The organism is Haliea sp. E17, assembly GCF_048323675.1.
In the GTDB taxonomy this organism is placed as follows: domain Bacteria; phylum Pseudomonadota; class Gammaproteobacteria; order Pseudomonadales; family Halieaceae; genus Mangrovimicrobium.
In genome coordinates this window covers 554,292-567,571 of sequence record NZ_JBLWFK010000002.1, presented here as the reverse complement: position 1 = coordinate 567,571, position 13,280 = coordinate 554,292, and the positions used below count along the sequence as shown (strand labels likewise).

General features: G+C 63.4%; 15 protein-coding genes and 2 tRNA genes. 4 read left to right on the top strand and 13 right to left on the bottom strand.

Going from position 1 to position 13,280, the window contains the following annotated elements; genetic code table 11:
* Positions 1–9: 9 nt before the first annotated feature.
* From moaE to ACNKU3_RS05665, 6 genes are all read right to left on the bottom strand, one after another.
* The gene (gene moaE / locus ACNKU3_RS05690; RefSeq protein ID WP_418258448.1) at positions 10–480 is read right to left on the bottom strand and encodes a molybdopterin synthase catalytic subunit MoaE; all 471 of its coding nucleotides are present in this window, start codon (positions 478–480) and stop codon (positions 10–12) included.
* A 1-nt stretch (position 481) separates the two neighbouring features.
* Positions 482–736, bottom strand: a complete 255-nt coding sequence (locus tag ACNKU3_RS05685) for a MoaD/ThiS family protein (RefSeq protein WP_418258447.1) — start codon at positions 734–736, stop codon at positions 482–484.
* 1 nt (position 737) lies between these two features.
* A complete protein-coding gene (gene moaC, locus ACNKU3_RS05680; protein ID WP_418258446.1) occupies positions 738–1,223 on the bottom strand; it encodes a cyclic pyranopterin monophosphate synthase MoaC in 486 nt (161 codons plus the stop codon).
* A 45-nt stretch (positions 1,224–1,268) separates the two neighbouring features.
* Positions 1,269–2,636 carry a serine hydrolase domain-containing protein gene (locus ACNKU3_RS05675; protein ID WP_418258445.1) on the bottom strand — a complete coding sequence of 456 codons (1,368 nt, stop codon included), beginning with the start codon at positions 2,634–2,636 and terminating at the stop codon, positions 1,269–1,271.
* A gap of 122 nt (positions 2,637–2,758) precedes the next feature.
* On the bottom strand, positions 2,759–4,096 hold the full coding sequence (locus tag ACNKU3_RS05670) for a glycerophosphodiester phosphodiesterase family protein (RefSeq protein ID WP_418258444.1): 1,338 nt from the start codon (positions 4,094–4,096) through the stop codon (positions 2,759–2,761).
* Positions 4,097–4,243: 147 nt separating this feature from the next.
* Positions 4,244–5,605 (bottom strand): MFS transporter, encoded by a 1,362-nt coding sequence (locus tag ACNKU3_RS05665; RefSeq protein ID WP_418258443.1) that lies wholly within the window; start codon positions 5,603–5,605, stop codon positions 4,244–4,246.
* 241 nt (positions 5,606–5,846) lie between these two features.
* On the opposite strand from ACNKU3_RS05665, the gene ACNKU3_RS05660 reads away from it, so the two are divergent.
* Positions 5,847–6,251 carry a response regulator gene (locus tag ACNKU3_RS05660; protein WP_418258442.1) on the top strand — a complete coding sequence of 135 codons (405 nt, stop codon included), beginning with the start codon at positions 5,847–5,849 and terminating at the stop codon, positions 6,249–6,251.
* Between the two features lie 91 nt (positions 6,252–6,342).
* Here ACNKU3_RS05660 and ACNKU3_RS05655 read toward each other — a convergent pair.
* The 5 genes from ACNKU3_RS05655 to ACNKU3_RS05635 form a co-directional block, all read right to left on the bottom strand.
* Positions 6,343–6,430: transfer RNA gene (locus ACNKU3_RS05655), tRNA-Ser, on the bottom strand.
* A gap of 57 nt (positions 6,431–6,487) precedes the next feature.
* Positions 6,488–7,513, bottom strand: coding sequence for a Kelch repeat-containing protein (locus tag ACNKU3_RS05650; protein WP_418258441.1), 1,026 nt, complete (start codon positions 7,511–7,513; stop codon positions 6,488–6,490).
* Between the two features lie 70 nt (positions 7,514–7,583).
* Entirely contained in the window at positions 7,584–8,414 is an 831-nt protein-coding gene (gene queF / locus ACNKU3_RS05645) for an NADPH-dependent 7-cyano-7-deazaguanine reductase QueF (RefSeq protein ID WP_418258440.1), read from the bottom strand.
* 10 nt (positions 8,415–8,424) lie between these two features.
* Positions 8,425–9,198: an ABC transporter permease gene (locus tag ACNKU3_RS05640; protein ID WP_418258439.1), complete on the bottom strand. Its 774-nt coding sequence runs from the start codon at positions 9,196–9,198 to the stop codon at positions 8,425–8,427.
* The gene (locus tag ACNKU3_RS05635) at positions 9,195–10,112 is read right to left on the bottom strand and encodes an ABC transporter ATP-binding protein (RefSeq protein ID WP_418258438.1); all 918 of its coding nucleotides are present in this window, start codon (positions 10,110–10,112) and stop codon (positions 9,195–9,197) included. Before ACNKU3_RS05635 ends, ACNKU3_RS05640 begins: the two co-directional genes overlap by 4 nt.
* A 71-nt stretch (positions 10,113–10,183) precedes the next feature.
* Here ACNKU3_RS05635 and ACNKU3_RS05630 point away from each other — a divergent pair, with 71 nt between their 5' ends.
* The 3 genes from ACNKU3_RS05630 (at position 10,184) to ACNKU3_RS05620 (ending at position 11,711) form a co-directional block, all read left to right on the top strand.
* On the top strand, positions 10,184–10,558 hold the full coding sequence (locus ACNKU3_RS05630) for a PA2817 family protein (RefSeq protein ID WP_418258437.1): 375 nt from the start codon (positions 10,184–10,186) through the stop codon (positions 10,556–10,558).
* A gap of 73 nt (positions 10,559–10,631) precedes the next feature.
* A tRNA-Glu gene (locus ACNKU3_RS05625) sits at positions 10,632–10,707 on the top strand.
* Between the two features lie 56 nt (positions 10,708–10,763).
* On the top strand, positions 10,764–11,711 hold the full coding sequence (locus ACNKU3_RS05620; protein ID WP_418258436.1) for an XdhC family protein: 948 nt from the start codon (positions 10,764–10,766) through the stop codon (positions 11,709–11,711).
* Positions 11,712–11,754: 43 nt separating this feature from the next.
* Here ACNKU3_RS05620 and msrB read toward each other — a convergent pair whose 3' ends face one another.
* Positions 11,755–12,138, bottom strand: coding sequence for a peptide-methionine (R)-S-oxide reductase MsrB (gene msrB, locus ACNKU3_RS05615; protein ID WP_418258435.1), 384 nt, complete (start codon positions 12,136–12,138; stop codon positions 11,755–11,757).
* Positions 12,135–13,280: an ATP-NAD kinase family protein gene (locus tag ACNKU3_RS05610; protein ID WP_418258434.1), complete on the bottom strand. Its 1,146-nt coding sequence runs from the start codon at positions 13,278–13,280 to the stop codon at positions 12,135–12,137. Before ACNKU3_RS05610 ends, msrB begins: the two co-directional genes overlap by 4 nt.

Genomic DNA, 13,280 nt, shown 5'->3' with positions numbered 1-13,280 from the left:
GCGCAGGTCCTATTGTTGTTGCTGCCAGCGCTGCGCCCGCGTGGTGTCGCTGTCGCGGGCGTCGACCCAGTGTTCGCCCTCGGGCCCGTGTTCCTTTTTCCAGAACGGGGCCCTGGTTTTCAGGTAGTCCATGACGAATTCGCAGGCGGCGAACGCGGCTTCCCGGTGCGCCGCGCTTACCCCGACCCAGACGATCTGCTCGCCGGGCTCCAGCCTTCCCACCCGGTGTACGACGCGCGCCGCCAGCAGCGGCCAGCGTTCCGCGCTCTCTTCAAGAATCTGCAGGATGCTGCGCTCCGTCATCCCCGGGTAATGTTCGAGGTACAGCGATCGCACGCCGCGGTTTTCGTTGCTGGCCCGGACATAACCGGTAAAGGTCGCGATACCGCCCTCCCCGGCCCGGCCCTGCAGCAGGCTGGCCTGAAGTACCCGCAGGTCGAAATCCTGGGGATGGACGTTGACTTCGAGTACTGCGCGCATATCAACCTCCGGTGACCGGTGGAAAAAACGCAATTTCATCGCCGTCGCTGATGGCGCTGTTGCCCTGGACCATCTGCTGGTTCAGGGCGCGAATAACGTTGGGGGCGCCCAGTTCCGCGTGCCAGGTGTCGCCGTAGGTGGCGCAGAGGTAGGATTGCAGGCTGTCGAGGTCGGGGCCAGCGAGGTCGGCGGCGATCTCCAGGCGCTCGCAATCGAGTGCCTCGCGCAGCCGGCCAAAAAACAACACCTGCAGCATTTCAGTCGGTCTCCCCGCGCTGCCAGTGCCCGGACTTGCCGCCGAGTTTTTCCACCAGCCCGATATTGCGGATTTCCATGCCGCGGTCGACCGCCTTGCACATATCGTAGAGAGTCAGCGCTGCGACCGAAACAGCGGTCAGCGCTTCCATCTCCACGCCTGTTTTGCCGGCCACCTTGCACTGCCCCTCGATGTGTACGGCGCTGTTGGCCTCGTCGAAGTCGAAGTCGAGCTTCACCGAGGTGAGCATCAGGGGATGGCACAGCGGAATGAGGTCGGAACACTTTTTCGCTCCCTGGATTCCCGCCACCCGGGCCACCGCGATGACATCGCCCTTCTTGTGGCCGCCCTCGCGCAGCAGGCGCAGGGTCTCGGCCTGCATGTAGACGGAGGCGCGCGCCCTGGCGATGCGCTCGGTAACGTCCTTGCCGCCGACATCGACCATGTGCGCGGCGCCGGTCTTGTCCAGGTGAGTGAATTGCGACATGGTAAAACCCTGTATCAGCGGAGCGCCAAAGTCTAGCGAAAGGCGTCACGGAAAGACAGCGGCAGGTTCGTGCAGGTAATCCAGCAGGGGCGCGAAGCGCTGGTCCACCGGATATTCGCCGCTGCTCCAGCCCAGGCGGACGATGACCGCGTCGAGCGTGGGCAGCATCATGACCACTTGCCCGCTGTGGCCGGACATGGCAAATGCCGATGCCGGCAATCCGGGCCAGTATGCCGCCCCGGCGCCGCGGTTGAGCCACAGCTGGTATCCGTAGCGGGAATCGTTGTCGCTGCCGTTGGGTGCGGTGGCGCGCTCGACCCAGCCCGCGGGCAGCCACTGCTGTTCCCCCACTCGCCCCGCATGGATCAGCGGCTGGGCCATCCGCGCCCAGTCCCGGGCACTGGCGTAGACGTAGGAACTGCCGACACAGTCGCCGGAGGGATCGAGTTCGAGGGTGGTGTCCTGCAGGCCGAGGGGGACCGCCACTTCCCGGGCAAAAAAGTCCACCAGGGCCTGGGGACCGCCGAGACGCTGGCCCAGCAGGTGGCAGAGGATATTGGTGGTGCCCGAAGAATAGGCAAAGTGCTCGCCGGGCGGGTAAGCCAGCGGCTTGTCCAGCGCCACAGCCGCGGCACTTGCCGCGGTGAACAGCATCCGGGTGGAATCGTTGCCCGGCAGGTAGGTTTCGCTGAAGGCCAGTCCGGAGCGCATCTGCAGCAGATCCTCGATGCTGACTTCGCTGCGCGCGTCGCGCTCCCACTGCGGAAACAGCCGGCGCTCTTCCAGCCGCAGCTGGCCCAGCGCGGCCAGCCGTCCAATCATCAGGCCGGTGAGGCTCTTGCCCATGGACCAGCCCAGCAATTGCGCTTCGGGGCTGACGCCCTCCGCGTAGGCCTCCGCCACGATCGCACCGGAGCGGGCAATCAGCAGGGCCCGGGTTTGCAGTCCCTGGTCATTGTCCTGTTGCAGTATCTCCTCCAGGGCCACTTGCAACGCAGTGTCGCCCGCTGCCGCCAGCGGCAGGGTCGACGCCACCGGCAATGCCGGGATACGGATGGCTGCGAGGGAAGGCATCCCGGGGGCATCCAGGGTGCAACCCAGCCCCGGGTAGTAGCGGGCGGTGGCTGTGGTCCCGAGCAGGGACGCGCTGACCCGGTCGGGCGCGCTGAAATCCAGTGATACCAGTTGCAGTGCCGGCGAGTAATCGATGATATCGGCGGCTATGCGCGCTTCGTCATAGCCGGAAAGGAAGCGCCCCGAACAGGCCAGCTTTGCCGCGAGTCCGGCGCCAACGGCGGGTGCCTGGGGAATGCCCTGCAGCGGGATACCTGCATAGCGCGCCAGGGCAAGCAGTGCCATTGCCAGGACGCCGAGGACAATCGCGAGGGGCAGCAGGACGGGTTGCAGGCGCATCGGTAAACCTGGGCAATAAACTCGTCGGAGAGTCTAACGCAAAATCTGCGCCGTACCAGTGCCTGCCACTGTAGTGGCGGGAAAACGCGGCACTCCGGTGGGAGCGCCGCGAGGCGGCAGGCCTATTTCAGGTTCATGCAGTTGGCGTAATAGGTCACGCTCGCCGGCCAGTCGGAAAACAGGCCAATGATACCGACGTCCCGGGCCAGTACGTCGAGTACTTCCAGCATGTCGCCGTCATTGTCGATCACGCCGGGCTCCGGGCTGACCGGGTTGGGGTTCATGCCGTTCAGCGACGAATAGTAGAAACCGCCGCCATTGGCCAGCGGACCGTCGCGCTCGAAGCTCCAGGCAATGATATCGAGGCCGGCATTGCGCGCTTCCTGGGCGTAGATGGAGGGCACAATCTCGCCGCCCTGGACTTCGACCAGCATGTAGATTGGCGGTGCGATGATCTGGACACCATCCGCCACCAGGTCAGCCATGGAGGGCGTCCAGCTGGTCGGATCGCGGTGATCGAAGCCCGGCATTCCGTAGCGGCCGTCGAGAAATACGGCCTGGGTGCCGAAACCGGGTTCCTCGGCAATCCAGTAGAGGACGTCGTTGAGGTCGAAGGACTGTGCAAAGACATCACTTGCAGGTACCCCTGCGGCCTTGTACTCGTCGATCATCTGCTGGGCATAGTCCGCCTGGCTGTAGTCGCCGACACCGTCGCCGTCGCTGTCGAAGGGCATGGCGACGCTGGGAGACTTCAACTCCGGCGTCATTTTCACCCCGAGCTCCTGGAACAGTGCGATGCTCTCCTTGTGGGTCAGCAGGGTGCCGCGGTCGGCGTAGAGGTCGGTGCGCCAGCCAGCGGTGCCGTGCTGGTATTCCTCGGGCGTGGTGGCTGCGCGGTTGGCGCCGTCCATTTTACCCTGCAGCTGCCGGAACTCCGCGAGGGTGATATCGCTGGTACAGCACTGGGCGCTCGCCGGAGTTACCACGTTGCCCTCCTCATCCAGTACCGCCGGCTGGAACGGGGTCGAACATTTTGCCGCGAGATCGGGAATGGTGAGAATGTTGGTGGTGGTGTGCAGGTCGCACTGTGAGTGACGGCAGACCAGTTCCTTGTCCTGGGTGAAGGTCACATCGCATTCGATGATACCGGCACCCTGGCGAGCTGCGGCTGCATAGGACTCGCGAGTGTGCTCCGGGAACTGCAGCGGTGCGCCGCGGTGACCGATGGAGAAATCCGTGCGCCGGAACGGACCTTCGCTGCAGCTTTCCAGCTTGTTTTTCAGCGCGCTTTCATCCATGTCGGCTACCAGAAAAAACGGCCGCGGTCCCAGCTGGATGGACTGGATCGGACGTTGCGCTTTCGCGCCCCATTGCTGATCGTTGTTTTTCTGGCCGGCAAAGACGGCGGTGGACAGACTCAGTGTTGTGACTATCAGTGCAGATGCGTATACGAGACGCATAGGTAACTCCTTCCTGGTGATTCCCTGTGTGGTGCGCGGTTTTTGCGCACCACACATCCTGGGCCAACTCCGTGACGCATTTATGCGCCCGGTGTTGCAGGAAGGTGATGATTTGATGAAATACCCCCGGGCGGGTGATCCCGCGAATCAGTCCAGCCCGGATTCCTCCTGTTCCGCGATGGCCCTGCGCATACCCGGCATGCCGGCGAACAGCGCCACGGCCGCCAGCGGGCAGCCGATCGCCATCAGTGTCGCCATGCCATAGCCGATGGCGGTGGCGGGATCGCTGAAATAACCGGAAAAAACCGGCACCAGCACCGAACCCAGGGAGCCGCCGAGAAGCCCGGCGACGGTGGAGTAGAATGCCACGCCGGCACCGCGCAGGTGGTTCGGCGTCACCAGGTTGAGGGAGCTCATGGCGCAGGCCTGGAGGGAGGTGAGTATGGCGGTGAACGCGCCGATCAGGGCCAGGAACATCCAGGGACTGCCGCTGACCGCCGCCAGTACCCCGAGCGGGCCGGCGACCAGCAGGCAGCCACCGAACCAGCGCAACTGGGCGTCGCGGTAGCCGCGGCGGTACATGGCATCTACCGAGAGCCCTCCGAGAAATTTGCCGATGATTCCCGACACCAGCAGTGACATGCCGAGGTAGGCGCCGACCTGCCCCTCGTTCCACGCGTGGGCGCGCATCAGGTGTACCGGATACCAGCCCACACAACCGGCGACGACGCCCGCGGTAATGGTGAAACCCGTGTAATGGGCGAGAAAGAAACGCAGGTGACCGCGAACGAAGTGGAACAGGTTCCTGTAGGGTTGGAGCCAGTTGCGGCTCTCCGCACCGGCGCTGTCCTTGCGGCCGCGACGGGCCGGCTCCGGAAACGAGAACACAAGGAAGGCGAACAGGAATCCGGGCAGGCCGACGATGAAGAATACCAGCTGCCAGTGGGATACCGGGCCGAGCACCGGCAATACAACCTCTCCCAGGCTGGTCACCCAGTAGATAATCGCACCGCCGAGCATCAGCGCTGTGCCGCTGCCGATGGTGGCCCCCAGCGAGTACACCGCCATCGCAAAGGTCAGTCGGTCACGCGGGAACAGGTCGGAAATCATCGAGGTGGCGCTGGGGTTGAGGGATGATTCCCCAGCCCCCAGCCCCGCTCGGGCGATCAGCAGGTGCCAGAAATTCTGGGCGAGGCCACAGGCAGTGGATGCGACCGACCACAGGGTGACGCCGATGAAGATGAGCCGCCGCCGGTCCCTGCGGTCAGCGAGTGCGCCAAAGACGAAGCCGAACAGGGTAAAGGAAATGATAAACGCGAGGCCCTGCAGCACGCCGAATTGAACATCGCTCAAGCCGAGGTCCGACTTGATCGGGTCGATGAGCATCGAAATGATGAAGCGGTCCAGGAGCGACATCCAGTAGAGAAAACCGAGGACTATCGTGGCGTACCAGCTCACTGCGAGGGGTGGGTAGTCTGCCGTGGGGGAAGCGGAAACAGAGCGCGACACGGAGGAATCCTGTTGGTTGGACAAAGGGGCCACTCTACTACAAGCGCGGCAATTTTCCCCCTTTTCGGCGGGCGACCTCGGGAAGTGCAACGTGCCGGAAAAATGCGGGTCGCCGACGAGTGACAAAAAACTGCTGTTTTTTTGCAAAAAGCACTGACAAATCGCTGCAATTGCACTTTCAAAATAGTATTCGCCAGCAGCCGTGAACTATAATCGCCGCAGAGTTACAGGGAACGAATCCATGTCAAAGGAGCAAACCAGTCAGCGGCCACGCGTGCTTGTCGTGGACGATGACGAGACCATCCTGGCGAAGGCGACGCAGATGCTGGAGCAACTCGGCTACGAGACCGCGACTGCGAGCAGCGGCTGGGACGCTGTTACGCGCCTGGATACCACCCGTCCGGACCTGATCCTGCTGGATATCACCATGCAACCGCTGGATGGATTCAAGACCCTCACCCTGATTCGCGCCAGCAAGGAAGGTTTCGCCGATATCCCGGTAGCCATGCTCAGTTCCCACGACGACGTGTTCAATATCGGCAAGGCGCGCAGCCTCGGATGCTCCGCCTACCTGGAAAAGCCACTGGAACTGCAGGAATTGAAGGCGGTGCTGCGGGAACTGCTCACGGTCCGCGCCGTAGGCTGATGAGCGGCACGCTCAAGGCAGCGGGCTTTCGCAAAGAATTTTCTGGCTCCCCAAACGCAAAAAGCCCCCTGAACAGGGGGCTTTTTTCATATGGCGGTGAGGGAGGGATTTGAACCCTCGATACGTTTCCGTATACACACTTTCCAGGCGTGCGCCTTCGACCACTCGGCCACCTCACCGTGAGGGCGCGCATGATACCACAAGCGCGATAGGTTGCCAGTCCCCGACGGCGATTTTTACGCCCGCGCCAGAGCCAGGGTATCCATTGCAGCGCTGGTACCAGCGGCGCCGACGCTGGTGGCACCGCCGAGGGCGAAGACAAGGCCTCCGGCACTGACAGCGCCGAGGCCGTGTCGCGGGCGCGGCATGGGCGGCAGGGGGCTCCAGCGATCTTCGGCGGGGGAATAGAGCCAGGCCTGTGCGTGTACGCCCTGCCCCGCGGCACCGAAATACTCTCCGCCAAAGGCGACAAGCCTGCCATCCAGTGCGGCCGCCGCGAGTCCGCCCTGGGCCTGTGGCAGCGGGGCGCCGGTGTACCAGCGATCGGCCGCGGGATCGTAGATCTCCAGCAGGGAAAGGTTCGGCCCCGCCACCGTTCTGCCACCGACGACGTAGACCAGGCCGTCGATAACAGCACCGGCAGCGCTGTTTCGCCCCGTTGGTGCCGGGGACCGGGTTTCCCATTTGTCCGCGCGTACGTCATAGGCCAGGTGCCGCCGGCTATCGCGGTGATCAGCCCAGGCTGCATTGCCCTGCCCGCCGGGCACACGACCCCCGATCACGTGGATCACGCCGTCGTTGGCCAGGGTGACTGTCTCTGCGTGTGCTTCCGGCGCCGCAGCCACTTGCTCCCAGCGCGCATCCGCACTGACGTAGCGCCAGGTCTGGGCGTGCATGGACCAGTTCCCCGCAGGGCTGGCGGCAAAGCCGCCGAGCCCGAACAGTGCGCCATCGCTGGAAGCCAGGCTGATGTGGTGACGGGCGGCGGGCAGCGGGGCCGATTCACTCCAGCGCGCCTGGTTGAGGTCATAGCGGACATGCCGGTCAGTCGGCACCACCCGGCCCTCGCGCACCGCGACGATGCCGCCGGCGCTATGGATGGCGCTTTCGTGTAGCGCCGGGTAGATTTCCTGTACAGCGAAGAGCAGGTCCGTCGCCTCTTCCCAGTGGGCAGGAGAAGTGGCGGCAAACAGCGGCGCCGGAGCCCACTGGACACCGAGGCCGGCAAGGGCCACACCCTGGAGGAATTGTCGGCGCTGCATCCGGCTGATGGTTAGCTCCTGTCGCCTGATACGGCCTGGCGGACTGGAACCGGCGCGAGGCGGCCCCGGGTCACTGGCGGTTCATTCGCGGGCGCGGCGTCCCGGTCGCATCGGTGCTGCGGAAGGGGTTGATATCCAGTCCGCCCCGGCGGGTGTAGAACGCCTGGATCGAAAGTTTCCCGGGCTGCAGGCGTTCGTTCAGGTCGACAAACATGCGTTCCACACACTGCTCGTGGTACTCCTGGTGCCGGCGGAAGGCCACGATATAGCGCAGCAGGCTGGCGTGGTCGATCGCCCTGCCCCGGTAATCGATCCAGAGCGTCGCCCAGTCCGGTTGCCCGGTCACCGGGCACAGTGAGCGCAGCAAATGACTGTACAGCTGCTCCTCGACGACCTGTGTCCCGCACGCCAGCAGGCTGGCGTCGGGCGCCGCCGCGGATTCGCCTGGGTCTAGTGAGTCCAGGCACAGGCCCCCGGGCGTTTTGCCGGCAAAGGCCGGATCATCTACCGGCAGTATCTCTACGGTGAGCACGCTGCCGAGTACGCGGCCGAGATCGGCCTGCAGCAGGTCTGCGACAGCGGCATCCGATGGATAGCGGGTATTGTTGAGGGAGTTGAGGTACAGCTTGAAGGACTTGGATTCCACCATATTCGGGGAATCCGCTGGAATCAGGAAACGCCCTACCCTTACCTGGGGCTTGCCCGCGCTATCCAGCCAGGACAGCTCATAGGCGTGCCATAGGTCACAGCCGTGGAAAGGCAGGGTACCGCCAATGCCCAATTGCGCGCGGGCAGTGCTGCGGGGTATCGGGTACAGGAGGTGGGGGCTGTATTCGTCCGCAACCGGTACCTGCTTGCCGAGCAGCAGGCCGCTGTCGGAACCCTTTGAGCCGCTATTCATTGTCGTGACCCTACTGCCTCAGGCGCTTGCCGGTATTGAGCAGGTGCATGCAATACCAGAACGCAATGACGGTAAATACGCCGATCATGCCGAAGGCAAAGGGCAGGCTGACATCGGATACGCCGAGCACGCCGTAGCGGAAGGCGTTTACCACGTAAACCAGCGGATTCAGCTTGGACACCGCCGCCCAGAAATCCGGCAGCAGGTCCATCGAATAGAATACCCCGCCCAGGTAGGTCAGTGGTGTCAGGACGAAAATCGGGATGATGGAGACGTCGTCGAAGCTGTTCGCGTACACGGCATTGATAAAACCCGCGAGGGAAAACAGGGTCGAGGTCATCAGCACAATGGCGATAATCACCCAGATGTTGTGGATATGCAGGTGGGTGAAAAACAGCGATACCAGCGTCACCACGATGGCCACGAAGATGCCGCGGCTGACGCCGCCGACCACGTAGCCCATGAGTACGATGTAATTCGGGGTCGGCGAAACCAGCAGTTCTTCCACGCTGTGATTGAACTTGGCGCCGTAGAAGGACGAGACTACGTTGGAGTAGGAGTTGGTGACGATGGCCATCATGATCAGGCCCGGCACCACGAACTGCATATAGGTGAAGCCGCCCATTTCGCCGATGCGCGAACCGATCAGTGAGCCAAAGATAATGAAATACAGCGACATGGTGATCGCCGAGGGCAGCAGGGTCTGGGTCCAGATGCGCAGGTAGCGGCGAACTTCCTTGCGCACGATGGTCATGAAGGCATTGTATTGCTCGATCGGGTTCACTTGCCGCCCTCCACCAGTTTCACGAACATTTCCTCCAGGCGATTGGCGCGGTTGCGCATACTGGAAATGTGTATGCCCAGCCGGTCCAGTTCGGTGAACACGCTGTTGATCGGCTGCCCTTTCTCGACTTCCACCTCCATGCTGTGGGCGTCCATGCGGCGGGTGACGAAGCCGTTGATTTCCAGCACTTCCGGCAGCTCTTCGACGCAATCGAGAATAAACACCTCGCGCTGTAACTGCCGCAGCAGGGTCTTGATGGAAGTGTTCTCGACGATCTCGCCGTGGTTGATGATGCCCACGTGACGGCACAGCGCCTCGGCCTCTTCGAGATAGTGGGTGGTGAGAATGATAGTGGTGCCCTCGGCATTGATCTTCTTGAGGAAATCCCACATCGAGCGGCGCATCTCGATGTCCACGCCCGCGGTCGGCTCGTCGAGGATCAGCAGTTTCGGTTCGTGCACCAGGGCCCGGGCGATCATCAGGCGCCGTTTCATGCCCCCGGAAAGCGCGCGACCCACGGTATCCCGCTTGTCCCAGATGCCCAGCTCCTTCAGGTACTTTTCCGCGCGCTCCTCGGCCAATGCCTTCGGCATGCCGTAATAGCCGCCCTGGTTGGCGACGATATCGAAGCACTTTTCAAAGATATTGAAATTGAATTCCTGCGGTACGATGCCGATGTACTTTTTCGCCGCGGGGAAATTGACGTCGATGTCGGCGTCGAACACCCGGACCCGGCCACCGGTCTTGTTCACCAGCGAGCAGATGATACCGATGGTCGTCGACTTGCCCGCGCCGTTGGGCCCCAGCAGCGCGTAAAAGTCGCCCTGCTCCACCGTGAGGCTGATACCCTTGAGGGCCTGGAAGCCGTTGCCGTAGGTCTTGCTGAGGTTTTCTATGGTGAGAGCTGGTAACATGTCCGCCCGAGTCAGCGTTGCTGGAAAGCGCGCTATTGTACCCGTTAAGCCGCCCTGAAACGATTGCCACTGTGAACGACGCCGAATACGCCCGATATTGCCGCCAGCGACTCAAGGAGTTCGCCGCAACCCTGGTGACCCGCACCGCCAGCCTGCCGGAGGGCGATTCCCTGCGCGAACTGGCGCAGGCCTTTGACGAACTGTCCCCGGAATATGTCTACAGCGAGGCGCCGGGCCTGGTGGACCGGTTTTTCACCACCTACCCCGATTTCGCGCCGACTTTTCCCCGCGAACTGTTGTGGTTCCTCGGCGGCGAATGCCTGCACTACATGCCCGACGACGAAATCCAGTTGTTCCAACGGCTGGACGAGGAGCGTGAAGCGGCTTCTGAACGCGGTGAAGTGCTGGATATGGAAGCCGCGCGCCAGCGCCTGCGCGACAACTGAGCAGCCTCGACTGCAACTTGACGACCCCGGGAGCGCCCCCTAAAATGCGCGCCTCTCGATTCTGAGCGACCATGTCCCCTTCGTCTAGTGGCCCAGGACACCGCCCTTTCACGGCGGTAACAGGGGTTCGAACCCCCTAGGGGACGCCACTCACCTCTCTCCTGTAGTACCCTATGCGCAAACGCATAATGGAGATATCTGTTCCATGCACACAGTGGAACTCGAAGTACTGCAACGCGCCACCGACTGGTGTCGCCGGGGCCACCGCCCCTGGCTTTGCACCATCGTAAAAACCATCGGCTCCTCGCCCCGCCCCCCGGGTTCCATGCTGGTGACCCTGGATGGCTCCGAATTCGCCGGCACCCTGTCCGGCGGCTGCGTGGAAGACGACCTCCTGCAGAAACTGGCCGCCGACAGCATCGATGCCAGCCTGCCCACCGTCGTCGAATACGGCGTCACCGCGGAAGAAAACGAGCGCCTCGGCCTGCCCTGCGGCGGCCGCCTGCTGGTACTGGTCCAGCGCCTCGAAGAACCGGACCTGCCCTGGCTGGAGCAGGTGCTGCAGTGCCTGGAGCGCCGCGAGTGCCTGTGCCGGACGCTGGACCTGGCCACGGGTACCACCGAACTTGCCCCTGTCGAATTCCACGAACCACTGGAATACCGCGAAGACCGTTTAAAGCAGTGCTTCGGCCCGCAGATGCGGATGCTGCTGGTCGGCGCCGGCCAGCTTTCCCAGACGCTCTCGGAGCTGGCACTGGCGATGGGCTACGAGGTCCTGGTGACCGATCCACGCCAGCATACGCTGGACCAGTGGGCGGGACCCGAGGTCCCCCTGATCCAGGGTATGCCCGACGAGGTGGTCATGGAAAAGGCCGCGGACCGGCACTCGATCATCATCACGCTCACCCACGATCCGCGCATCGACGACATGGCGCTGATGGAGGCGCTGTCCACCGAGGCCTGGTACGTGGGGGCTCTGGGGTCGGTGCGCACCACGGAAAGACGCCTGGCGCGGCTGCAGGAGCTGGGTGTGCCGGAGGCGGACATCGCCCGTCTGCACGCGCCGGTGGGTCTGTCGATCGGCAGCAAGACGCCGCTGGAAATTGCAGTGGCCATCATGGCGCAAATCACCCAGTTGCGACGGGCGCGCTGAGGGATTCGTCACCATGGCAGGATTGCCCGACAGTAAGTTAGCTTCAGTCCTTCTCGAGTTTCACTGACAGACTGTTGACACAATAGCGCAGGCCCGTCGGTTCCGGCCCGTCAGTGAACACGTGACCCACATGGCTGCCGCACTTCTTGCAGGTAATCTCGGTGCGGATCATACCGTGGCTGTAATCGGGGGTTTCCTCGATCGCGCCCTCACTGGCCGGCTGGAAGAAACTCGGCCAGCCGCAGCCGGCGTCGAATTTGGTATCGGAGATAAACAGCGGCTCGCCGCAACAGCGGCAGTTGTAGACCCCGTCGTCGGTGGTGTTCCAGTATTCGCCGGTAAAGGGCCGCTCCGTGCCCTTTTCCCGGCAGACCCAGAATTCTTCCGGGGTGAGCTTGTCGCGCCACTGTTCGTCGTCGTGATTCATGGCTGGTCCTCCACCTCATAAGTTGCCACGGCGTAGAGTATACGATCCTCGTACCCCGTGACGACCTCCCGGTAGCCGCAGAGTTCCGCGTCGAGTTGCGGGTCGTTGGTATCCACCAGCAGCGGACGTCCTTCCAGCCCCGCTATCTTGCCCTTGCCGGCGACGATCCGCAGGTGGTCGGTGCCGACGGCACGAATGACCGCGGGGGACAGTTGCTGGTTGCCGCGGCCGAAAATATGCCCCTGCCCGCCAATTGCAGTGACGATGATTTCCGCATCGGCCGGCGCCCCGGCCAGTTGCGCCAGCAGTTGTTCCTCGTCGGCGTCGCTGCACAGGAGTTTGCCGGCGCGGACGACGTCCACGCCGAGCAGGGTATTGGGCAGGCCCAACTCTTCCATGATTGCCGCCGTGGTGGAGCCGGGACCGACCAGGTAGGTGGTTTCGGGGCGCATCTGCTGTACCAGCCATTCGGCGATTTCAACCGCGACCAGCTCCTCGCTTTCGCGGCCGCCGACCTTGGTGTGCTGCAGGAAACGGCCCTCCCCCGGTACCAGCATTTCGCCGTAGAAGCGGCTCCTGACCACGTCGCGCCGAAAGGCCGCTTCGTCGATGTCCCTGACTTCACGGGGCTGCAGGCCGACCAGTCCACCGCTGGCCAGTTGCCTGAGCAGCTCACCGGCGGCTTCGGGTGAAACTGCGAAGACTCCGGAGTGCATTTTCACCCCGGCGGGAATACCGAGGACGGGAAAGTCATCGCCAATGGCGTCGCAGATGTCCCGTGCAGTGCCATCGCCGCCGACGAACAGCAGCAGGTCGATTCCCGACCGGCGCAGTGTGCTGGCCGCCTCGCGGGTATCCGCCGCTGTACTCAATCCGTCGCCGGCCTGTCCTGTTACCGTCACCGGCAAGCCGGCGGTCTTCGCCGCGCGTTCGCCCATCGGCCCGGCCCATGCCAGTACTTCGAGATCGAGGCCCGGTAATGCTTCCAGCGCGCGCAGTGCCCGCTGCTCGGCGCGGAACAGGGTGGCGGATGCCTGTTCGCTGGCCAGTTGCCGGGCCTCGTGACCATCACTGCCCTTGAAGGCGCGGCTGCCGCCGAGCCCGGCAAGCGGATTGATCACCAGCCCCAACCGTAGCCCCAT

Bases quoted from the DNA above. Each gene is read 5' to 3' on its own strand.
- ACNKU3_RS05650 (WP_418258441.1), bottom strand. From the start codon at position 7,513: ATGCAGCGCCGACAATTCCTCCAGGGTGTGGCCCTTGCCGGCCTCGGT.
- moaC (WP_418258446.1), bottom strand. From the start codon at position 1,223: ATGTCGCAATTCACTCACCTGGACAAGACCGGCGCCGCGCACATGGTC.
- ACNKU3_RS05670 (WP_418258444.1), bottom strand. From the start codon at position 4,096: ATGCGTCTCGTATACGCATCTGCACTGATAGTCACAACACTGAGTCTG.
- ACNKU3_RS05660 (WP_418258442.1), top strand. From the start codon at position 5,847: ATGTCAAAGGAGCAAACCAGTCAGCGGCCACGCGTGCTTGTCGTGGAC.
- moaE (WP_418258448.1), bottom strand. From the start codon at position 480: ATGCGCGCAGTACTCGAAGTCAACGTCCATCCCCAGGATTTCGACCTG.
- ACNKU3_RS05635 (WP_418258438.1), bottom strand. From the start codon at position 10,112: ATGTTACCAGCTCTCACCATAGAAAACCTCAGCAAGACCTACGGCAAC.
- queF (WP_418258440.1), bottom strand. From the start codon at position 8,414: ATGAATAGCGGCTCAAAGGGTTCCGACAGCGGCCTGCTGCTCGGCAAG.
- ACNKU3_RS05610 (WP_418258434.1), bottom strand. From the start codon at position 13,280: ATGGGGCTACGGTTGGGGCTGGTGATCAATCCGCTTGCCGGGCTCGGC.
- ACNKU3_RS05685 (WP_418258447.1), bottom strand. From the start codon at position 736: ATGCTGCAGGTGTTGTTTTTTGGCCGGCTGCGCGAGGCACTCGATTGC.
- ACNKU3_RS05620 (WP_418258436.1), top strand. From the start codon at position 10,764: ATGCACACAGTGGAACTCGAAGTACTGCAACGCGCCACCGACTGGTGT.
- msrB (WP_418258435.1), bottom strand. From the start codon at position 12,138: ATGAATCACGACGACGAACAGTGGCGCGACAAGCTCACCCCGGAAGAA.
- ACNKU3_RS05675 (WP_418258445.1), bottom strand. From the start codon at position 2,636: ATGCGCCTGCAACCCGTCCTGCTGCCCCTCGCGATTGTCCTCGGCGTC.